Origin of the sequence: Kitasatospora sp. NPDC057500 (genome assembly GCF_042802195.1) — a bacterium.
Lineage (GTDB): Bacteria > Actinomycetota > Actinomycetes > Streptomycetales > Streptomycetaceae > Kitasatospora.
The window spans coordinates 1-19,825 of sequence record NZ_JBHVER010000087.1; the positions used below are offsets into that span (position 1 = coordinate 1).

Genomic DNA, 19,825 nt, shown 5'->3' on the forward strand with positions numbered 1-19,825 from the left:
GCACTCCGACCGCGCCGTCCAGCGCCGTGCCGTACGCCGCGGCCGCCGAGGGGCGCTCGCGGAGCTCCCAGAGCACCCGCACCGAGGCCCAGGCGGCGTCCCGGGCGGTGTCGACCGACCAGGCGCCGAGCCGGTGGGTCAGCGGCTCGAACCGCTCCAGTACGTCCGGCCCCGGCATCAGCTGCTCGCGGACGGCCGCCTCGACCGCCGCCAGCAGGTCGTTGATCCGCCGGTAGTCGCCCGCGAGCCGTTCCGGGTCCCGGCCGAGCCGCCGGCAGGTGTCGACGACGGCGAGCGGCAGGTCGTGCTGGATGTGGGCGGCCATCCCGGCCAGCGCGAACTGGACCGGGTGCACGTCCGGGTGCGCGCGCAGTTCGAACAGCGGCCGCCAGCAGGCCGGGGGGCGCCGCCGCGCCGCGACCGCGTCCACGGCCAGCAGGTAGCGCCCGGCGAACACCGTGTCCAGCACCGCCATCGCGGCCGGGTCCTCGAACGCGCCCAGCCGGAACCGGACGGTCTCGGTGACGGTCAGGTACATCCGGTTGAACACCGCCACCCCGTCGGCGGGCGGCAGTACGGCCGCGATCGCCCGCAGCCGGCGGACCACCGCGTCGATCCCGTGCGCCGCCGCCGTGGTCCGCGTGGACACCCTGGCCATCCGTCACCCTCCGGTGCCGTTTCGTGCACTGATCGCATCATCGTGGCACGCCGGGCCGGTGGATCCCCGGCGGCGGAGGGGCGGCACACCGCCGAGCGCCGGCTCATTGCTCCCAGCGGACGGCCAGTGCGGCGGCGTCGTCGGCGAGGCCGGCGGGGGAGACCCAGGCGGCGAGGTCGGTGAGGAGGGCGTCCAGCAGGTCGTCCGGGGTGGTGGCGGGGAAGGAGGGCAGGCGGGTGGCGAGGGGGTAGAAGGCGTCCGCGGTGTCGCGGGCCTCGGAGACGCCGTCGGTGTACAGGAGCAGCAGGTCGCCGGGGCGCGGGTCGACGGGTTCGGCGCGGTAGCCGCCGTCGCCGACCAGGCCGAGCAGGCCGAGCGGCGGGGCGTGCCGGGCGGGGGCCAGTTCGGTGACGCCCCCGGCGCGGCGCAGCAGGGGGTGCGGGTGCCCGCAGTTCACCAGCCGGGCGGCGCCGTCCGGGTCCACGTCGAGCAGCAGCGCGGTGACGAACCGCCCGCCGCCGGGGCGGTCGGCGAGGACGGCGTCGAGCCGTTCGGCGAGCCGGGCGAGGTCCGGTTCGGTGCGGGCGGCGGTGCGGAAGGCGCCGAGCACGTCCGCGGCCGTCTCGACGGCGGGCAGGCCGTGGCCCTGGACGTCGCCGAGCAGGATCCGGACCCCGTACGGCGTGTCGGCCACCTCGTAGAGGTCGCCGCCGATCCGTGCCTCGGCGGCGGCCGCGACGTACCGGACGGCGATCCGCAGCGGGCCGGCCCGCTCGGGCGGCGGGCGCAGCAGGGCCCGCTGGGCGGCCTCGGCGACGGTCCGGACGTGGAAGAGCTCGCGTTCGCGGGCCGCGATCAGCACGACGTTGGCGGTGCTGGCGAGGGTCGCGGCGGTGATGGTGATCAGCGAGGCGAGGTGGACGGAGCCGGGCAGGTGGGTGTTGCTGCCGCCCTCCAGCAGCCCGGCCACGGCGATGGCGGCGGCGCCGGTGGCCAGCGGCACCCGGGCGCGCCGGGTGGTCGCCCCGACCAGGACGGGCGCCACGGCGAGGACGGGGGAGAGGGTGGTCCCCGGCCCGGTGAGGACGTCCGCCAGCACGGCCCCGACGAGCAGCAGGAACGCGCCGTACAGCAGCAGCCGGGTCCGCCGGGGCAGCGGCGGCAGCGGCACCCCGCCGTCCTCGGACCCCTTGCCGGCCACGGCCACGGCCTCACCTCCAACCCGCCTCCCGTCCACTCTCCACCGCGCCCCGCCCCACCGGCATCCCGGCGGCGCCCGGGCCAGGGCGACGCCGGCGTCGACGAGAGCGGCGCACGGCCGCTGCGGCCAGCCGGGCACGGCGTGGCCGAGCAGGGCCGGGGTGCCGGACCCCGGCGCGCGGACGGGCGGTGGCGTGCGGCTCGCCGTCGCGTCCGACCGCCGCGGCTTGTGGTCCCGGCCCAGGACGCCGCCGTGGCCCTCGCGGTCCGTCGCTGCCGGTGTTGTGGGCGATCGGCGGGGTCCGGGGTGGAGGGGCGGTTCGTGCTCGGTGGGGGCCCGTCGTGTCTCGGTTGGGGGAGTCGGGCGGCTTGTGTCCTCAGGGCGGCCGGGAGGGGTACCGGGGGTGCAGCAGGGTGGCAGCGGGCTCGGGGGCACCCCGTCGCTGCCGGTGTTGTCGGCGATCGACGGGGTGCGCGGTGGAAGGGCGGCTCCTGCTCGGCGCGGCCCGTCGTGTCTCGGCTGGGGGGCAGGTGTCTTCGGGGCGGTCGGGCGGGGCATCGGGGTGAACCGGCTGGGCGGCCACGGGTTCGGGCGTCCAGGCGACGCCGGGCGCGCAGGCCGACGGGCAGGGGCACCCCGCAGCGGGCCTCGAACGCGTCGAGCGCGGTGTCCCCGGCGGCCGGCCGGGTGGGCCACCGGACCGTGCGGGCGGAGGGCCGGGCCGGGATCCGGGCGGCCGGGGCGGGGCCTCGTGGTCCGTGGCGGCCGTGGGCGGCAGTCCGCCGGTCGGCTCCGACGCCCCCGGCGCGCGCGAGGACGTAGGGTGGCGGGCGAGATGAGACGTAGGAGTACGGTGCCGGCCTCGCCGCTTCCGCAGCGGTCCGGGGTGGATCCGGTGCACCTGCGGCTGCCCGTGGAGGGCGGGCCGTGGGAGACGGTGCGGGCGTATCTGCTGGAGCGGCTGCCGGCGGTCGCGGCGGAGCGGGTGGAGGCGCTGCTGCTGGCCGGCGGGGTGGTCGGCGAGGACGGGCGGGCCGTCGGGGCGGCGGAGCCGTTCCGGCCGGGGGCGCACCTGTGGTTCTACCGGGAGCTGCCGCCGGAGGTGCCGGTCCCCTTCGAGCTGGAGGTGCTGCACCGGGACGAGCACCTGGTGGTCGTCGACAAGCCGCACTTCCTGGCCACCACCCCGCGCGGACGGCACGTCGTGGAGACGGCGCTCTCCCGGCTGCGGCACGCGCTGGAGCTGCCCGCGCTGAGCCCGGCGCACCGCTTGGACCGGCTGACGGCGGGGCTGGCGATGTTCGTGGTCCGGCCGCAGGACCGGGGCGCCTACCAGACGCTGTTCCGCGACCGGCTGGTCCGCAAGGAGTACCAGGCGGTGGCGGCCGTCGACCCGGCGGTGGAGCTGCCGCGCACGGTGCGCAGCCACATCGTGAAGGAGCGCGGGCGGATCGACGCGTACGAGCTGGACGCGGCGCCGAACAGCGAGAGCCGGATCGAGCTGGTGGAGCGGCGCGACGGGCTGGGCCGCTACCTGCTGCGGCCGTCGACGGGCCGCACGCACCAGTTGCGGCTGCACATGAGCGGCCTGGGGCTGCCGATCCTGGGCGACCCGGTGTACCCCGCGGTGCTGCCGGAGGCGGCCCCGGACGACTTCCGCCGCCCGCTCCAACTCCTCTCCTCCGCGGTGGAGTTCACCGACCCGCTGACCGGCCGCCCGCGCCGCTTCGAGAGCCGTCGGACGCTGGCCGCCTGGACGGACCCGGAGGTCTGGCGGGCGGAGGCCTGAACGGACCCGGGGGTCCGGAGGGACCTGGAGGCCCGGACGGACCCGGGGGCCCGGAGCGGCGGCCCTACCCGGCCGCCGCGAGCCCGTCGAGCAGCACCAGCGCGTCGTCGACCGCGCCCGCCGGGTCGGTGACGGGGTAGCGGACGCCCCTTATGGTCCGGGTGGCGTCGACGACCAGGGTGAGCCGCTTGAGGTGCTCGACGCCGCCGGTCCGGAAGGTGGGCAGGCGGAGGGCGGCGGCCAGGTCGAGGCCGATGTCGGACAGCAGCGGGAACGGGATCCGCGCGTGCTCGGCGAAGGCCGCCAACTGGTCCGGGCGCTGGGTGCTGACGCCGTGGACGGCGGCGCCGCGCGCGGCGAACTCGGCCATCCGGTCGCGGTAGGTGCGGGACTCCAGCGTGCGGTCGCCGGTACCCGGGATGTCGTGCCAGCCCGGGGGGTGGTCCGGCCCGCCGGGGCGGTAGGCGCCGGGGAAGCAGTAGAGCACCGTCCAGGCGCGGTCCGGGGAGACCGGGTCGGTCCGCTCGCCCGAGGCGGCGGTGAGTTCCAGCGGGGGCAGCCGACGGCCGGTCAGGGCGAGCACCCGGCGGGTCTCGGCGGAGTCGGCGGTGCTGGTGCCGGAGAGCGAGCCGTCGCCGAGGACGTACCGCCCGCCCCAGCCCTGGAGGGCGACCAGCACCGGGAGCAGGCCGCGTCCGGCCTCCGTCAGGTGGTACTCGTAGCGCGGCGGGTGCGGGTGGTAGAGCCGCTTCTCCAGGACGTCGTCGGCGACCAGGGCCTTGAGGCGCTGGGTGAGCACCTTCCGGCTGATGCCGAGCCCGTGCTGAAGGGCGTCGAACTGGTGGGTGCCGCCTGCGACGTCCCTGATCAGGAGCATGGCCCAGGTGTCCCCGACCACGGTCAGGGCCTGGGAGATCGCGCAGTCGGCGTCCGCCGCTTCCGTGTGCCGCATGACCGCCGATTATAGTGAGTTCCCAAAAGAGACTCACTAATCAAGGGGTGGGTGTGTCGATCGAGACGGCGGACACGAAGACGACCGGCGCACGTACGACGACGGACGCCCCGGCGTACGCGGGGCGGCCCGGCCCTGACCACGGCGGCAGACCGGCCGGAGTGTTCTGGCGCTACTGGACCGCCTCGACGGTCACCCGGATCGGCGACCAGGTGAACGCGGTCGCCCTGCCGCTGGTCGCCGTGGTCACCCTGCACGCCTCGGCCATCGACGTCGGCCTGATCACCGGCGCCGGCTACGCCGCCTGGCTGCTGATCGGACTGCCGGCCGGCGTCCTGGTCCAGCGGCTGCCGCTGCGCGGCACCCAGGTGGCGATGGACCTGGTGCGCGGCGTCGCCGTCGCCTCGGTGCCGCTGGCCGCCGCCCTCGGAACCCTCGGCCTGCCCCAACTCGTGGTGGTGGCACTGGTGGTCGGCCTCGCCGGCGTGGTCTTCGACGTGGGCATCTCCACCGTGCTGCCCTCGATCGTCGCCAAGGAGGAACTGACCGCCCGCAACAGCCTGCTCTCCGGCAGCTCCGCGGCGACCGAACTGGCCGGGCCCTCGCTCGGCGGCGTGCTGGTGCAACTCGTCGGCGGCGCGACGGCGATACTGCTGGACGCCGTCAGCTACCTCGTCTCGGCGGCCCTGCTGTTCAGCGTGCGGCCCGTCGAACCGCCGGCCACCGCCGCGGGGAAGGCCGACGCCGGAATGCGCGAGCAGATCCGCGAGGGCTGGCGCTACGTCACCCGGCACCAAGTGCTGCGGCCGGCCGCCACCTTCGCCGCCGCGATGAACTTCGTCTCCGGCGGACTGATGACACTCACCCCGCTGTTCCTGGTCCGCACCCTCGACGCACCGGCCGCCGCCGTCGGCGCCCTGGTGGCCACCGGCGGCCTCGGCAGCCTGATCGGCGCCGCCCTCACACCCCGGGTGGTCTCCCGGCTGGGCAGCGGGCGCGCCCTGTGCTGGGCGGCGACGACCGCGGCCGCCTTCTCCCTGCTGCTCCCCGCGGCCGGCCCCGGCTGGGGCACGCTGGTCTTCGCCGTCGGCAACGCCGGCTTCTCCGCCGGGGTCGTGGTCACCAGCATCGTGGCCCGCACCCACCGCCAGACCAGGACCCCGCCGGAACTGCTGCCCCGGGTGATGGCCACCGTCCGCTTCGTCTCCTGGGGCGCGATACCCGTCGGCGCGCTCGCCGCCGGCGCCGCCGCCTCGGCCTGGGGGCCGCGCACCGCACTGCTCCTACTGGCGCTCAGCAGCGCGGCCGGCCCCGTGATCCTGTTGACCGGCCCGATCCGCCGGATGCGCGAGCTGCGCTGACACCGGCACGCCGCTACCGTCCCGCCGCTACCGCCCCGCCGCCCCCGGCGGCAGCTCCAGCTCGAACCAGACCACCTTGCCCTCCGTCGTGCGCCGGGTGCCCCAGCGGTGGGCCAACTCGTTCACCAGGTGGATACCGCGCCCGCCCTCGTCCTCCTCCCGGGCACGCCGGATCCGCGGCGGGGCGGCGTCCCGGTCGGCCACCTCCACGGTGAGCGTGCGGTCGCAGAACAACCGCAGCTGGGTGGGCGACCCGGCGTGCACCAGGGCATTGGTGATCAGCTCACTGGTCAGCAGCTCCGCCCAGTCCGCCAGGGCGCCCAGCCCCCACTCGACGAGCGTCTCCCGGGTGAAGCGGCGCGAATGGGCGACCATCGCGTGGTCGTCGCCGAGCGGAAGGGTCGCGATCCGGTCCGAACCGGCCGGCCGCGCCTGCGCCATGATGACGGCGATGTCGTCCTCGCTGGTGCGGCCGGTCAGTTCGGCGAGCACCGCGTCGCAGGTCTGCTCCAACGAGCCGCGCCGCTCGGCGACGGTACGGCAGAGCAGCCGCAACCCCTCGTCGAGATCGCGGCCCCGCCGCTCGACCAGGCCGTCCGTGTACACCGTCAGGATGCCCTCCTCGGGGAGGGTGAACCCGACGCTCTCGAACGGGACCCCGCCCACCCCGAGCGGCGCGCCGGGCGGCAGCTCGACCAGCCGGGCATTGCCCTCGGTGTCGGACACCACCGGCGGCAGATGGCCCGCACAGGCCGCCGTGCAGTGCCGGCCGACCGGGTCGTACACCACGCAGACACACGTGGCGAACTGGCCCTCGCCGAGCGCCGTCGTCGCCTCGTCCAGCCGTTGCAGCACCCGGTCGGGCGCGATCTCCAGGGTGATCAACGTCCGCGCCACCGTCCGCAGCTGGCCCATCGTCGCGGCGGCCCGGATGCCGTGGCCCATCACGTCGCCGACCACCAGCGCCACCCGCCCCGACGAGAGCGGCACCACGTCGAACCAGTCGCCGCCGACCTCGCTGACCACACTGCTCGGCAGGTACCGGTAGGCCAGCTCCAGGCCCGGCGTGCGGTGGATCTCCTGCGGCAGCAGACTGCGCTGCAGCGTGAGCGCCGTCTCCCGCTCCCGCCGGTAGAGCCGGCCGTTGTCGATCGCCAGCGCGGTACGGGCGACCAACTCCTCGGCCAACGACCGGTCCGCCGGGTCGAACGGCAGCGGATTGCGGGTACGGATGAACTCCGCGCCGCCCAGCACCAGTCCGCGCGCCAGCAACGGCACCATCAGATACGAGTGCACCCCGGCGTCCAGGCTCGGCCGCACCCGGTCCGGCGAGGCCACGATCCTGCGCAGCGCCGCCTCGTCCACCTCCGACACCAGGATCGAGCGGCCGGTGCGCAGACTCTGCGCGTACACCGGCGCCGACTGCGAGGTCTCCCCGATCGCGTCGGCCGCCCCCGCCATCACCCCCTCCTCGCCCAACTCGCCCACCGCCACCGCCCGCATCGCCACCGACCCGTCCGGCGGCACCGGCGCCGGATCCTCACCGTCGAGCACCGTGGCACGCAGGTCGACCGTGACGAAGTCCGCGAACCGCGGAATCACCACCTCGACCAACTCCCGGGCGGTCCGGTACAGATCGAGCGTGGTGCCGATCCGCCCGGAGGCCTCGTTGAGCAGCGACAGCCGCTGCTGCGCCGCCCACGCCTCGTCCAGCGCCCGCTGCCGGGCGGCCGCCGCGTCCCGCTCCCGGGTGAACAGCAGCGCGTTGTCGATCGACACCGCCGCCCGCACCGCCAACTCCCCGGCCAGCGCCAGGTCCTCCTCCTCGTACGGATGGTCCGGCACGGTCCGGTAGAACGCGGCCAGCCCGACCGGCGAACCGCGCGCGATCAACGGCACCACCATGAACGACCGGAGATCCTGCTCCAGCACCGCCGCCGCCCGCACCGGATCGTCCCGGAACCAGGCCCGCCCGGCCTCGTCCATCCGCGGCACCAGCACCGGTGTGCGGTGGGCGAGCGCCCAGGCGTAGGGGGAGGAGGGGACGAAGCGGTGCACACCGCCGGTGCGCTCGATCGGGCGCAGCGTCGAATGCGGCGCCGACTGGAAGGCCATCCGCCGCAGCACCGCCGAACCGTCCGGCGACGGGCGGGCCTCCCGCTCGCCGCGCACCAGGTCGTCCAGCACCTCGACCACCACCGTGTCGGCCAGCCGGGGCGTCGCCACCTCGGCCAACTCCTGGGCGGTCTGGGCGAGGTCGAGCGTGGTGCCGATCCGGGCCGAGGCCGTGTTCACCAGCGCGAGCCGCTCCTGCGCGGCCTTCGCCTCGCGCAGCGCCTGCTGGCGGGCCAGCACCGTCCGGTGCTGGCGCAGGTACAGCCGGGCGTTGTCGATCGCCACCGCGGCCCGCGAGGCCAGCTCGTCGCCGAGCGTGATGTCCGCCTCGGCGAAGGACTCCCGCTCGCCGCGCCGCGAGTAGACGACCATGCCGAGCGTGGTGCCGCGCGCCACCAGCGGCGTGATCCGCACCGAGCGCGGACGGTCGCCGATGTACGCCTGCCGGCCGCTCTCGCTGATCGCCTCGCTCAGCGGCGGCAGCTCCCAGGACGGCACCACCACCGTGCGCCCGGTGGCCAGCGCCCGCGCGTACGGGGAGTCCGGCGCCAGCGCGTGGACCGTGTCCACCGGCAGCGCCTCCGCCGGGTAGAGCGGGTCGGCGGTGGCCAGCGCCAGCCGGCGCACCTGCTGCGGGGCGGCGGGGTCCGGCGGCTCGACGTCGCGGCCCGCGGCCAGCGCCTCCAGGGCGAAGACGCCGCTGATGTCGGCCACCTTGGGCACCATCGCGTCGGCCAGCTCCCGGGCGGTCTGCCGCAGGTCCAGGGTGGTGCCGATGGAGGCGGTGGCCTCGACCAGCAGGGCGAGCCGCTCCTGCGCGCGGGCGGCCCTGGTCTCGGCCTGGAAGCGCTCGGTGACGTCGACGACCGTCGAGCTCACCCCGAGTATTCGGCCGCCCTTGTCCTCCAGCCGGAAGTAGGAGGCCGACCAGGCGTGGTCGTGCGTCGGGTCGCCGGGCGTGCGGCCGTGCGAGCGGACGTCCACCACCGGCTCGCCGGTCTCCAGCACCCGGCGCATCACGGCCTCGCTCTCCGCGCCGTTGATACCGGGCAGCAGCTCGGTCAGCCGGTTCCCGAGGTGCTGCTCCACCGAGAGGCCGTTGATCCTGGCCAGCGCCTCGTTGAGGCGCACGAAGGCGAGCCGGGTGTCGTACACGCTCATCCCGACCGGGGCCTGGGTGAAGAAACCGTTCAGCACGGCCAGGTCCGCCTGGATCCTGCGCAGCGTCGTGACGTCCGACGCCACCGCCAGCACCAGCGGGCTGCCGCCGGGGCCGGCGATCGGATGGGTGCGGAACTCCAGGTTGACGTGGTGCCCGTCGCGGTGGCGCACCGGGAAGACGCCGGACCAGCCGCGGCCGTCCAGGATCTCCTGGAACAGCTCCAGCACCTCGGGCCGCCGCTCGTCGGAGGCCAGCAGCTGCGCGGCCCGCGCGCCGATCGCCTCCTCCGGGGAGTAGCCGAGCAGGGCCTCGGCGTCGCTGCTCCAGTGCAGGATCCGGCCGTCGGCCTCGATCAGGGCGGTGGCGATCGGCACCATCAGCAGGGCCTCCGGACCGTCGGCTCGTCCGGGCCCGGCGGCCTCGCGCCGCTCATGCCGCTTGTTCACCATGCTCGGTCACCAGGAACCGCCCGGAGATCGTCGCCACCAGCCCTGCCATCTTCCCACGCGCCCCACCACCCCCGCGCGGTACGGGGCGGTGGCCGCCGCGCTACCCCTGGGCGGTCTGCAGGGTGCGCAGGAGCTGGACGCCGGGGGTGTCGACGGAGCGGCGGGTGTTGGCCAGCACGACCACCCCGACCCGCTTCTCCGGGTCGAAGGCCGCGATGGAGCGGTAGCCGCCGGTGCCGCCGTTGTGCCAGATCTGCAGGTGGCCGCCCTGGCGGGCGTGCAGGCGTCGGCCCAGCCAGCCGAGGTGCATCCAGGCGAACGGGTTGACCCGGTGCCGCACCTCGCGGGTCAGCGCGACGGCCGGGCCCAGCGGCGAGTCGTCGTCGGTGCCCGCCGCCAGCTGGGCCTCCAGGAAGACGGCCAGGTCGGCGGCGGTGGACTTGAGCGCGCCCGCCCCCGCGAGGCCGGAGAGCTCCCAGCCCGGCACCGGGCGGCCGCCCGTGGTGTGGCCGGGGGCGAGCCGGGCCGCCTGTCCGGCGTCGGGCGTGACCACGGTGTCGGCGAGCCCGAGCGGCTCGCAGATCTCCCGCCGGACCAGCTCCTCGTACGACCCGCCGGCCCGGTGCGCGAGCGCGAGGCCGAGCAGTCCGGCGCCGAGGTTGGAGTAGCGGAAGCCGCGCCCGGGCGTGGTGCGCACCTTGGTCCGGCCGAGGCTCGCGAGCAGCCACTTGGGGGTGCAGTGGGCGTAGGGGTCGGGCTTGTGGGGGGTGAACAGGGCGGGCAGCAGCATCCCGGCGGGCAGCCGCGGCAGGCCGGAGGTGTGGGTCGCCAGGTGCCGCAGCGCGATCGGCTGCTCGCCCTTGGCGGGGACGGTGACGCCGGCCGGAAGCGCGTCGGCGAGGAGGTCCGCGAGCGGCTCGTCCAGGGTGACGGCGCCGGCCAGGTCCAGCCGGGCGAGGGCGAGCGAGGTGAACACCTTGGTCACCGAGCCGATCTCGAACAGCGTGTCGGGACCGGGCGGCCCGCCGGCGGGGCCGGGGCCGGTGCGGCCGGCGCCGCGGATCTCCACCGTGCCGCCGGCGAGGCCGGCGACCACGGCGCCGACCCCCTGGCCGGCGACGCGGTCGGCGGTCTGCTGGACGAGGCTGCCAAGATCGTTCATGGCCCCGAGCCTAGGAGTGGCGGCAGGGCGGCGGCGTCCACCGTGGCGACGATTTCGCCGCCGCCCCGCTCGTCCCCCGGAGGTACGGGGGAGGGGCTTGTCGCCCGCTCGCGAGTTTCTCGCACGCGCTAGAAGTGCTTCCGCCTGCTAGAGCTACTGCCGTCCGCTCGCGGGCGGGCGTGCCTTCGGACTTCCGTCAGCAGCTCAGGTTGTTGCCCGGCACGGTGCCGAGCAGCTGGGTGAAGCGCTGGTAGGCGTTGATCCGGCTCTGCACCTGCGCGGGGTTGCCGCCGTTGCACTCCAGCGAGCCGTTGATGCTGCGGATGGTCTCACCGAAGCCGTAGCCGTTGACGATCGCGTTGTGCGGGGTCATGGTGCCCGGCCCGTTCTGGGTGTTCCAGTACCAGAGCGCGGTCTTCCAGGCCACGGCCGGGTCGGTCTGCACCAGGTTGGGGTTGCGCAGCAGGTCGATGCCGAGGGCGTCGCCGGCCGCCTTGTAGTTGTAGTTCCAGCTCAGCTGGATCGGCCCGCGGCCGTAGTACGCGGCCTGGCCGGCCGGGCAGCCGTAGGACTTCGTGCTGTCGCAGTAGTGGGGGTAGTTGGCGGTGTTCTGCTCGACGACGTAGACCAGCGCGCCGGTCTCGTGGTTGACGTTGGCGAGGAACGCCGCGGCCTCCTGCTTGCGGACCGTGTCGGTGCCGGTGGCCGCGAAGGCCGGGTAGGCGCTGAGCGCGTCGATCAGGCCCTGGTAGGTGTAGAAGGGGTTCCGGTTCGGGAACATCTGGTTGAACTGGGCCTGGCTGACGGGGAATCCGCCGGGGTTCGGCGAGGTGGTCGGCGTGGGCGTGACGGTCGGGGTCGGCGTCGGGCCGGTGCCGCCGCAGCTGCCCTGGTCGGACCAGACGCCGGAGCCGCCGGTGCTCGGCGGCTCGTTCTGGGTCCACCACTTGGCGAGCCAGTTGTGGCCGTTGTAGGAGACGGCGGCGCCGCCGGTGTAGACGGCCGAGGAGTTCCAGGGCGTGGCGCAGACGGCGGCGCTGGCGTTGGCCGCGGGCAGCAGCAGGACCACCGCCAGCGCCGTGGCGACGGCGGAGAGCAGTGCGAGCAGGCGTTTCGTGGACACTTGATCACCCCTTGTGCGGTGTGGGGCCGCACGGTCGTGGAGGTAGGGACGTCGGGGCAGGGGAGCCGGGGCCCCGCGGTGTGGGGGCACGTCGTGGGGGACGGGCCGACCGGGGTGCGGGCCGGGTGCGGGGCTGACCCAGACTCAAGCGGAGTGGTCTATACCTGTCAAGGGGTCTCGGGCAAAAGAGGCGCAGTGCAGAACGCCTTCGGCGGGCGCGCCGGAGGCGCTGTCATGGCCAGGTCTCTCCATCTGGAAGGATGGTCGGGTGGACGAGACCATCGACCCCGCGGCCCGGTCCGGGCCGGGCGCACCGATCCGCTCCGGCATCCCGGAGCACGGCCGGGTGCCCAAGTACTACGCCGTCAAGGGCGAGTTGGAAGCGCTGCTCGACGAACTCGGCGAGGGCGGCGTACTGCCGACCGAGCGCGATCTGGCGGCCCGTTTCGCGGTGGCCCGCGAGACGCTCCGCCAGGCCCTGCGCGAACTGCTGCTCCAGGGCCGGATCCGCCGGCGCGGGCGCAGCACCGTGGTGGCCGGCCCCAAGCTGGAGCAGCCGCTCTCGCTCGCCAGCTACACCGAGGGCGTGCGGCGCCAGGGCAGGGTCCCCGGACGCACCCTGATCGGGCTGGAACGGCTGGGCGCCGACCCCCAGTTGGCCGGCCAGCTGCGGATCGTGTCGGGCGAGCCGGTCTGGCACCTGGAACGGGTGCTGCTCGCGGACGGCGAGCGGGTGGGCCTGGAGAGCACCTACCTCGCCGTCGGCCGGGTCCCGGCGCTGGACGTGGAGTTCGATCCCGGCTCCTCGCTCTACGCCTACCTCGCCGAGAAGGCGGACATCGGCTTCGGCGCCGCCGACGAGCGGATCGAGACCGTGCTGGCCACCCCGCGCGAGGCCCTGCTGATCGGCACCCCGCCGGCCCTGCCGATGCTGCTGCTGCACCGGCTGACCAGGGACACCGACGGCCGGCCGGTGGAGCGGGTGCGCTCGCTCTACCGGGGCGACCGGTTCAGCTTCACCACCCGCCTCGAAGCGGACTGACCCGCCCGCCCGCACCCTTCCCGGGTGCGCCGATCACGGGAACATAACGGGTCTGGACCGAATTGGGGCGTTGTTCACGCCCGGGTCGGGAGCCGGGCCACCCCCGTCCATCCGCCGATCCGACCGTAGTCACCGCCCCCTCAGGCGCCATGACGCAGCATCAGGAGGACGACGTGACCCCGCAGAACCCCGCCGCCCCCGGCCTCTCCCGCCGCGGCCTGCTCCTCGGCACCGCCGCCGCACTCGCCGCCGGCCCGCTCACCGCCACCGCCGCCGCGACCCCCGCCCGCGCGGCCGTCGCCACAGCCGCCGCCACGACGGCCGCCGCCGGCCGGACCCCCAAGGTCCTGCTGATCGGCCTCGACGGCACCATGCTCAACCGCATCAAGGACGCGGGCGCCCCGAACCTCACCGCCCTGATCGCCGGCGGCCTCAGCGCCGCCAGCAGCCTCTACACCAACCCGATGGCCGGCACCCTCTCCGGCCCCGGCTGGTCCACCGTCGCCACCGGCGTGTGGCCGGACAAGCACAACGTCAAGGACAACAACTTCACCGCGCCCAACCTCACCGCCTACCCCGACTTCCTGACCCGGGTGGAGACCGCCGACCCCGCGCTCTCCACCTACGTGGTCGCCTCCTGGGCGCCGATCGCCGACATCATCTGCTCCGGCAGGGTCGACACCCGGGTCGCCACCCCGTCCGCCGAGTACGACAACGGCACCACCGCCCGCGCGGTCGCCAGGCTGCGCGACGGCAACCCCGACGTGGTCTTCGTCCACCTCGACAACGTCGACAACGCCGGCCACAGCAGCGGCTCCGCCAGCCAGGCCTACCTGACCGCGATCCGCGGCGTGGACGCCCAGGTCGGCCAGATCGTCGCCGCCGTCCGGGGCCGGGCGGGCTACGCCCAGGAGGACTGGCTGATCATGGTCACCGCCGACCACGGCCACACCCCCACCGGCGGCCACGGCGGCTCCAGCTGGGAGGAGCGGCAGACCTTCGTGATCGCCAACGGCTCGGCCTTCCCGGCCGGTTCGGTCCGCCACGACGTGCGGATGGTGGACATCGCGCCCACTGCCCTGGCCCACCTCGGCATCGCCGCCGACCCCGCCTGGAACCTCGACGGCACTCCGATCCCGGCCCTGGTCCCCGACGAGTTCGACGCGCTGCGCCCGCAGCTGACCGGCCGGGTCGACGAGACCGGCATCGCGGCCGGCGTCCTCGGCTTCACCCGCACCCCGCCGGCCGGCTGGTCGGTCGACAACTCCGCGATGGGCAGCGGCGGCGTCAGCGAGTGGCGCGGCTGGTCGTTCACCACCGACGAGTTCTGGACGAAGACCCAGCGCGACCAGAACCGCGAGCTGAACGTCCGCTCCCGGGGCGTCTTCGCGGTCGCCGACTCCGACGAGTGGTCCGACAAGTCCTTCTCCGGGAACTACGACTCCACCCTGGTCAGCCCCGAGTACCCGGTCGCCGGGCGCACCACCGTGCCGGTCGCCTTCACCACCTTCTACCGGCCCGAGGGCGCGCAGAGCGCCCGGGTGCTCGCCGTCTGGGACGGCGGCGCACCGGTCGAGGTGAAGAGCTTCACCACCGACACCAACGGCCGCCAGCGCCTCGACCTGGCCGTCCCGGCGGGCGCGAGCCGGCTGCGGCTGCGGTTCCGCTACACCGGCAGCAACAACTGGTACTGGGTGCTGGACAACGTGCGCGTCGGCTGACCGGTGTCAGCGCTCCGGCGGGGCGAGCGCGGCCCGCAGCCGCTCGGCGACCAGCGCCGCGCCCGCCTCGTCGGGGTACGTCCGGCGCGGCCAGAAGAAGCCGCGCAGCCCGTCCTTGGGATTGCGCGGCACCACGTGGACGTGCAGGTGCGGCACCGACTGGCTGATCCGGTTGTTCGCCGCGACGAAGCTGCCCGCCGCGCCCAGCCCGTGCTCCACGGCCGCCGCCACCCGCTGCACCCGCAGGAAGAACGGGCCCACCTGCGCCGCCGGCAGGTCCTCCAGGGTGCGGTGGTGGGCGCGCGGCACCACCAGGACGTGGCCCGGGAACAGCGGCCGGCGGTCCAGGAAGGCCACCGCCGCCTCGTCGTCCAGCACCCGGTGCGCGGGCTCCGTGCCCGCCACCACCGCACAGAAGACGCAGTCCATCGGTCCATTCAACCGGCCCGCCGCGGCTCCGGCATCCGCTCGCGGCGGGGCCGCCGGGAGGTCACCCGGGCGGACCCCGAGCGGGTGCGGTCCCGGCCCGTCGGGGCGCACCGTGCTGGTGGGGCGCGCGGCGCGTCCCGTCGACGAGGAGGTGGCCCGGATGGCGGGCAAGTTCGAGGTGTACGAGGACGCCGGGGGCAAGTACCGGTTCCGGCTCAAGGCGGGCAACGGCGAGATCGTCGCGACCGGCCAGGGCTACGCGAGCAAGGACGCCGCCCACAAGGGCGTCGAGGCCGTCCAGCGGGCGGCGGACGGCGCGAGCGTGGTGGACCTGAAGCCCAAGGCCGCGGCCTGAGCGCCGCGCGGCGGCGGGGCCGTCCCCGCCGCCGTCCGCGCTTTTCCATGCCGCGCCGCCGTCCGCGCCACCGTCCGCGCCGCCCCGCGCTACTCGTAGCGGTGGAGCAGGGCCTCCCGCTCGTTCTGCTCGATCGCCTCGATGGTCAGCGAGGGGTCGCCCAGGTGCGAGAGCGTGACCTCGGCCGAAGTCGGCTGCTCGTCCTTGCCGAGCCAGTTCTCCGGCTTCCACGCCGAGGCGCGCAGGAAGGCCTTCGGACAGTGCGCGTAGACCTCCTCGACCGCCACCACGATCGCGCTGCGCGGCGGCTTGCCGACCGCCGTCAGCTGCTCCAGCAGCTGCGGGTCGGTGGAGACGCAGGCCCGCCCGTTGACCCGCAGCGTGGTGTCCCGGCCCGGGACGACGAAGATCAGCCCGACCCGGCCGGTCCCGATGATGTTGTGCAGGGTGTCCAGCCGCTTGTTCCCGGTCGCGTCCGGTATCGCCAGGGTGAACTCGTCGAGCACCGAGACCAGTCCGGGCGGCCCGCCGCGCGGCGACACGTCACAGCGCCCGGCGGCGTCCGCGCTGGCCACCAGCACCAGCGAGGAGCAGGCGATCAACTGCCGGGCCACGTCGTGGATGCGGTCCACCTGCTTGCGGCGCGCGGCGTCGCCGGGCTGCTCGTAGACGTCCCGCAGCTGCGCGACGTCGCTCAGGGCGGTCGCGCTGAGGGCGGCGAACAGGGCGGAAGGCTCCTGCGGCCCAGGGGCCGACGGAACAACGGCCCCTGACGGAAGAACGGTCTCCGATGTGCTGGTCATACCGGCAAACGTAATGGAGACCTCCGGTGCCGAACAGGGCGAGCGGCCCCGCTCGACACGTCGACCGCCTCAGACGGTGAGCGGAACCGGGTGCACCTCGTCCGCCGGATGCCCGGCACGCTCGTGGACCCGCTGCACGGCCTCCTTCGAGGGCGCCTCGGAGAGGCAGTAGACGACGCCCGCCTCCGGGTCGGCCCACGCCTGCTCGAACTGCACGCCCTCGGCACCCTGGGCGTCCAGATCGGCCTGGTGCGCCATGCGCAGCTGTTCCTCGGTGATGCCGGCCATCCCGTGGTGGACGTCCATGAACTTGGCCATCGCGCTCGCACCTCCTGGGGCCGGAGCCCGCGTCCGGCCCGAACCCGCCCCTCCCACCAGCTTGCGCCCCCGCACCCCCGCGCGCATTCCCGCCGCCGTCGTGAAACAGCCCACAGTGCAGCCCTCTCCCTTCACCCGTGGCGGCCGTGGCACAATGACCGCAGAAGTAGCAGTGACGTTCAGCGCACTCCGGGGTCGGTGAAAATCCGAACCGGCGGTTACAGTCCGCGACCCGTCCGCAGCCAGCGGTCGGTTGACCAGGTGAAATTCCTGGACCGACGGTTAAAGTCCGGATGGGAGGCGTGCGCGGCGGACGAGTGAGCAGGACCCGTGGTCCCCCGGTGGACCGCGGGAGGTGTGTACGGCGGCGGCCGAGGGCTTCCTCGGCATCCGGTGCGACGAAGGCCCCGCGAGGGTCCCTCGACGGTCCGGAGGCGCGTGCACCCGACCCGCCCGTCCGTGTCATCTCCCGTGCCACGCCCCGGAGTCCGCGCCCCTAAGCGCGAGGAGAACCCGGGTGTTCACCGGCATCATCGAAGAGCTCGGCGAGGTCGTGTCGATCGAGGAGATCGGCGACTCCTCGCGCATCCGTCTGCGCGGCCCGGTGGTCTGCGAGGGCGCGCGGCACGGAGATTCCATCGCGGTCAACGGCGTCTGCCTGACCGTCGTCGACACCCCCGAGGAACTGGCCGCCGGCACCGGCGAGTTCAGTGCCGACGTGATGGCCGAGACCCTCCACCGTTCCAGCCTGGGCGAGTTGGGCCCCGGATCGGCGGTCAACCTGGAGCGGGCCATGGCGCTCGGCGCCCGGCTCGGCGGACACCTGGTGCAGGGTCATGTCGACGCCACCGGGCGGCTGTTGAGCCGCGAGCCGGGGGAGCGGGACGCCGCCGGGAACCTCCGCTGGGAGGTGCTGCGCTTCTCGCTGCCGGAGTCCGTCACCCGCTACCTGGTGGAGAAGGGCTCGATCACCGTCGACGGCGTCAGCCTCACCGTGGTCGAGGCCGCCCGCGACAGCTTCACGGTCAGCCTCATCCCGGCGACCCTCGCGCTGACCACCCTCGGCGCCAAGGCCGTCGGCGAGAGCGTCAACCTGGAGGTCGACGTCCTCGCCAAGTACGTGGAGCGGCTGCTGGAGTCCCGCACCCTCCCCACCCTTCCCGCCCTGCCCCCGATCGCCCCGACGGCCCCGATCGCCCCCACCGCCCCGACGGCCACCGGGGAGGAGCGGTGAACTGGCTCAACTCGGACGCCTTCACGGTGCTCGGCCAGCACGTGAGGTGGGCCGACATGATCGGCAACCTCTTCGGCATGGCCGCCCTCGCCCTCGGCTGGCGCCGCTCGGTCTGGAGCTGGCCGGTCCAACTGCTCTCCGGCCTGGTCCTGATCACCGCCTACCTGGCCGGCAACGTGCCCGGCATGGTCGGCAAGCAGCTGATCGTCGTCGCCACCGCCGCCTGGGGCTGGAACCAGTGGCGGCGCGGCCGCCAGGGCGGCGGGGAGATCGCCGTCCGGTTCGCCACCTGGCCCGAGCGGGCCGCGCTCGCGGCCGGCACCGCGGCCGGCACCGCCCTGGTCGCCTGGGCCTTCCTGACGATCCCCGCGCTCGGCTCCTGGAGCCCGTGGGCGGACGCCTACATCTTCGTCGGCACCCTGGCGGCCATGGTCGCCCAGGCCCGCGGCTGGGTGGAGTTCTGGTTCGCCTGGATCGCCGTCGACGTGGTCGGAGTGCCGCTCGCCTTCAACACCGGCTACACCTTCTCCGGCCTCACCTACTCCGTGTACTTCGTCCTGGTCCTGCTCGGGCTGCGCGCGTGGTGGCTGAACACCCGCGCGCCGCGCCTCACGTCCACCACCGTCCCGCAGGGAGCAACGGCATGACCGAGAACCAGCAGCCCGACGAGTTCGTCCTCGACCCGGTCGAGCGGGCCGTCGCCGACATCGCGCTCGGCCGCGCGGTGATCGTCGTCGACGACGAGGATCGCGAGAACGAGGGCGACATCGTCTTCGCGGCCGGCGCCGCCACCCCCGAACTGATGGCCTTCACCATCCGCTACAGCTCCGGCGTGATCTGCGCCCCGATGACCGGCGCCGAACTGGACCGGCTCAAGCTCCCCCCGATGACCCAGGTCAACGAGGACCGCAAGGGCACCGCCTACACCGTCTCGGTGGACGCCCGCGAAGGCGTCGACACCGGCATCTCGGCCGCCGACCGGGCCCGCACCGTACGCCTGCTCGCCTCGCCCGGCACCGGACCCGGCGACCTCGCGCGCCCCGGCCACGTCTTCCCGCTGCGCGCCGTCGAGGGCGGCGTGCTGGTCCGCCCCGGCCACACCGAGGCCGCCGTCGACCTGGCCCGGCTCGCCGGACTCGCGCCGGCCGGCGCGATCGCCGAGGTGGTCAACGACGACGGCACCATGGCGCGGCTGCCCGAACTGGTCGCCTTCGCCCGCGAGCACAACCTGGCGATCATCTCCATCGAGGACCTCATCGCCTACCGCCGCCGCACCGAACTGCACGTCGACCGGGCCGCCGTCACCGCCCTGCCCACCGTCTACGGCGAGTTCACCGCGGTCGGCTACCGGGGCACCCTCGACGGCGTCGAGCACATCGCCCTGGTCGCCGGCGGCCTGGACGCCGAGGGCCGGCTGCCGGAGGGCGAGGACGTCCTGGTCCGGGTCCACTCCGAGTGCCTGACCGGCGACGTGCTCGGCTCGCTGCGCTGCGACTGCGGCCCGCAGCTCCAGGCCTCGCTGCGCCGGGTCGCCGAGGCCGGCCGGGGCGTGGTGCTCTACCTGCGCGGCCACGAGGGCCGGGGCATCGGCCTGGCGCACAAGCTGCGCGCCTACGAGCTCCAGGAGCGCGGCCGCGACACCGTCGACGCCAACCTCGACCTCGGCCTGCCCGCCGACGCCCGCGACTACAGCATCGGCGCCCAGATGCTCTGCGACCTCGGCGTGCGCTCGCTGACCCTGCTGACCAACAACCCGCAGAAGCTCACCGCGCTCACCGAGCACGGGCTCAAGGTCAAGGGCCGCGCGCCGGTCGAGATCCCGGCGGGCGAGCACAACGCGCGCTACCTGCGCACCAAGCGCGACCGGATGGGCCACGACCTGCCCGGCCTCGGCGCCTGACGGCCACCCCCGCCGCCGAGGGCCCCGCCGCCGACGGCCACCCCCGGCCAC

At 74.8% G+C, this 19,825-nt stretch carries 17 protein-coding genes and 1 riboswitch; of the genes, 8 read left to right on the plus strand and 9 right to left on the minus strand.

The features are described 5' to 3' along the window. Together ACFU74_RS19750 and ACFU74_RS19755 are read right to left on the minus strand one after the other, a co-directional pair. A partial coding sequence (locus ACFU74_RS19750; protein ID WP_380758340.1) for a DUF5995 family protein occupies positions 1 to 649 on the minus strand: 649 nt, incomplete at its 3' end. 112 nt (positions 650 to 761) lie between these two features. Beyond that, on the minus strand, positions 762 to 1,859 hold the full coding sequence (locus ACFU74_RS19755; protein ID WP_380758342.1) for a PP2C family protein-serine/threonine phosphatase: 1,098 nt from the start codon (positions 1,857 to 1,859) through the stop codon (positions 762 to 764). 835 nt (positions 1,860 to 2,694) lie between these two features. Here ACFU74_RS19755 and ACFU74_RS19760 point away from each other — a divergent pair. Further along, positions 2,695 to 3,648, plus strand: a complete 954-nt coding sequence (locus tag ACFU74_RS19760) for a pseudouridine synthase (RefSeq protein ID WP_380758345.1) — start codon at positions 2,695 to 2,697, stop codon at positions 3,646 to 3,648. Positions 3,649 to 3,712: 64 nt separating this feature from the next. On the opposite strand, the gene ACFU74_RS19765 is transcribed toward ACFU74_RS19760, so the two are convergent. Then, positions 3,713 to 4,600, minus strand: coding sequence for a winged helix-turn-helix transcriptional regulator (locus tag ACFU74_RS19765; RefSeq protein ID WP_380758347.1), 888 nt, complete (start codon positions 4,598 to 4,600; stop codon positions 3,713 to 3,715). A 53-nt stretch (positions 4,601 to 4,653) separates the two neighbouring features. On the opposite strand from ACFU74_RS19765, the gene ACFU74_RS19770 reads away from it, so the two are divergent. After that, positions 4,654 to 5,961, plus strand: coding sequence for an MFS transporter (locus tag ACFU74_RS19770; protein WP_380758350.1), 1,308 nt, complete (start codon positions 4,654 to 4,656; stop codon positions 5,959 to 5,961). A 27-nt stretch (positions 5,962 to 5,988) separates the two neighbouring features. Here ACFU74_RS19770 and ACFU74_RS19775 read toward each other — a convergent pair whose 3' ends face one another. From ACFU74_RS19775 to ACFU74_RS19785, 3 genes are all read right to left on the minus strand, one after another. Further along, entirely contained in the window at positions 5,989 to 9,687 is a 3,699-nt protein-coding gene (locus ACFU74_RS19775) for a SpoIIE family protein phosphatase (protein WP_380758352.1), read from the minus strand. Between the two features lie 100 nt (positions 9,688 to 9,787). Then, a complete protein-coding gene (locus ACFU74_RS19780) occupies positions 9,788 to 10,849 on the minus strand; it encodes a serine hydrolase domain-containing protein (protein ID WP_380758355.1) in 1,062 nt (353 codons plus the stop codon). 196 nt (positions 10,850 to 11,045) lie between these two features. After that, the gene (locus ACFU74_RS19785; protein WP_380758358.1) at positions 11,046 to 11,972 is read right to left on the minus strand and encodes a glycoside hydrolase family 19 protein; all 927 of its coding nucleotides are present in this window, start codon (positions 11,970 to 11,972) and stop codon (positions 11,046 to 11,048) included. A 268-nt stretch (positions 11,973 to 12,240) separates the two neighbouring features. On the opposite strand from ACFU74_RS19785, the gene ACFU74_RS19790 reads away from it, so the two are divergent. Beyond that, positions 12,241 to 13,014, plus strand: coding sequence for a GntR family transcriptional regulator (locus ACFU74_RS19790; RefSeq protein ID WP_380758360.1), 774 nt, complete (start codon positions 12,241 to 12,243; stop codon positions 13,012 to 13,014). A gap of 149 nt (positions 13,015 to 13,163) precedes the next feature. Further along, entirely contained in the window at positions 13,164 to 14,735 is a 1,572-nt protein-coding gene (locus ACFU74_RS19795; RefSeq protein WP_380758362.1) for an alkaline phosphatase family protein, read from the plus strand. Positions 14,736 to 14,741: 6 nt separating this feature from the next. Here ACFU74_RS19795 and ACFU74_RS19800 read toward each other — a convergent pair whose 3' ends face one another. Continuing rightward, positions 14,742 to 15,164, minus strand: coding sequence for an HIT family protein (locus ACFU74_RS19800; protein WP_380758364.1), 423 nt, complete (start codon positions 15,162 to 15,164; stop codon positions 14,742 to 14,744). 160 nt (positions 15,165 to 15,324) lie between these two features. Between ACFU74_RS19800 and ACFU74_RS19805 the strand changes: the two genes are divergently transcribed. Then, positions 15,325 to 15,519: a YegP family protein gene (locus tag ACFU74_RS19805; protein WP_380287269.1), complete on the plus strand. Its 195-nt coding sequence runs from the start codon at positions 15,325 to 15,327 to the stop codon at positions 15,517 to 15,519. Between the two features lie 89 nt (positions 15,520 to 15,608). Here ACFU74_RS19805 and ACFU74_RS19810 read toward each other — a convergent pair whose 3' ends face one another. Next, on the minus strand, positions 15,609 to 16,322 hold the full coding sequence (locus ACFU74_RS19810) for an MSMEG_1061 family FMN-dependent PPOX-type flavoprotein (protein WP_380758366.1): 714 nt from the start codon (positions 16,320 to 16,322) through the stop codon (positions 15,609 to 15,611). 69 nt (positions 16,323 to 16,391) lie between these two features. Further along, positions 16,392 to 16,640 (minus strand): SCO4226 family nickel-binding protein, encoded by a 249-nt coding sequence (locus ACFU74_RS19815; protein ID WP_380758368.1) that lies wholly within the window; start codon positions 16,638 to 16,640, stop codon positions 16,392 to 16,394. Positions 16,641 to 16,821: 181 nt separating this feature from the next. Beyond that, a riboswitch (FMN riboswitch) is annotated at positions 16,822 to 16,949 on the plus strand. A 208-nt stretch (positions 16,950 to 17,157) separates the two neighbouring features. Between ACFU74_RS19815 and ACFU74_RS19820 the strand changes: the two genes are divergently transcribed. The 3 genes from ACFU74_RS19820 to ACFU74_RS19830 are packed head-to-tail and all read left to right on the plus strand — an operon-like array spanning position 17,158 to position 19,774. Then, positions 17,158 to 17,874 carry a riboflavin synthase gene (locus ACFU74_RS19820; RefSeq protein ID WP_380758371.1) on the plus strand — a complete coding sequence of 239 codons (717 nt, stop codon included), beginning with the start codon at positions 17,158 to 17,160 and terminating at the stop codon, positions 17,872 to 17,874. Continuing rightward, positions 17,871 to 18,521, plus strand: a complete 651-nt coding sequence (locus tag ACFU74_RS19825) for a nicotinamide riboside transporter PnuC (RefSeq protein WP_380758373.1) — start codon at positions 17,871 to 17,873, stop codon at positions 18,519 to 18,521. Before ACFU74_RS19820 ends, ACFU74_RS19825 begins: the two co-directional genes overlap by 4 nt. Beyond that, the gene (locus ACFU74_RS19830) at positions 18,518 to 19,774 is read left to right on the plus strand and encodes a bifunctional 3,4-dihydroxy-2-butanone-4-phosphate synthase/GTP cyclohydrolase II (protein WP_380758376.1); all 1,257 of its coding nucleotides are present in this window, start codon (positions 18,518 to 18,520) and stop codon (positions 19,772 to 19,774) included. The genes ACFU74_RS19825 and ACFU74_RS19830 overlap by 4 nt, the downstream gene beginning before the upstream one ends. The last annotated feature ends 51 nt before the right edge of the window (positions 19,775 to 19,825 follow it).

Bases quoted from the DNA above. Each gene is read 5' to 3' on its own strand.
- ACFU74_RS19760 (WP_380758345.1), top strand. From the start codon at position 2,695: ATGAGACGTAGGAGTACGGTGCCGGCCTCGCCGCTTCCGCAGCGGTCC.
- ACFU74_RS19765 (WP_380758347.1), bottom strand. From the start codon at position 4,600: ATGCGGCACACGGAAGCGGCGGACGCCGACTGCGCGATCTCCCAGGCC.
- ACFU74_RS19775 (WP_380758352.1), bottom strand. From the start codon at position 9,687: ATGGTGAACAAGCGGCATGAGCGGCGCGAGGCCGCCGGGCCCGGACGA.
- ACFU74_RS19780 (WP_380758355.1), bottom strand. From the start codon at position 10,849: ATGAACGATCTTGGCAGCCTCGTCCAGCAGACCGCCGACCGCGTCGCC.
- ACFU74_RS19795 (WP_380758362.1), top strand. From the start codon at position 13,164: ATGACGCAGCATCAGGAGGACGACGTGACCCCGCAGAACCCCGCCGCC.
- ACFU74_RS19800 (WP_380758364.1), bottom strand. From the start codon at position 15,164: ATGGACTGCGTCTTCTGTGCGGTGGTGGCGGGCACGGAGCCCGCGCAC.
- ACFU74_RS19805 (WP_380287269.1), top strand. From the start codon at position 15,325: ATGGCGGGCAAGTTCGAGGTGTACGAGGACGCCGGGGGCAAGTACCGG.
- ACFU74_RS19810 (WP_380758366.1), bottom strand. From the start codon at position 16,322: ATGACCAGCACATCGGAGACCGTTCTTCCGTCAGGGGCCGTTGTTCCG.
- ACFU74_RS19815 (WP_380758368.1), bottom strand. From the start codon at position 16,640: ATGGCCAAGTTCATGGACGTCCACCACGGGATGGCCGGCATCACCGAG.
- ACFU74_RS19830 (WP_380758376.1), top strand. From the start codon at position 18,518: ATGACCGAGAACCAGCAGCCCGACGAGTTCGTCCTCGACCCGGTCGAG.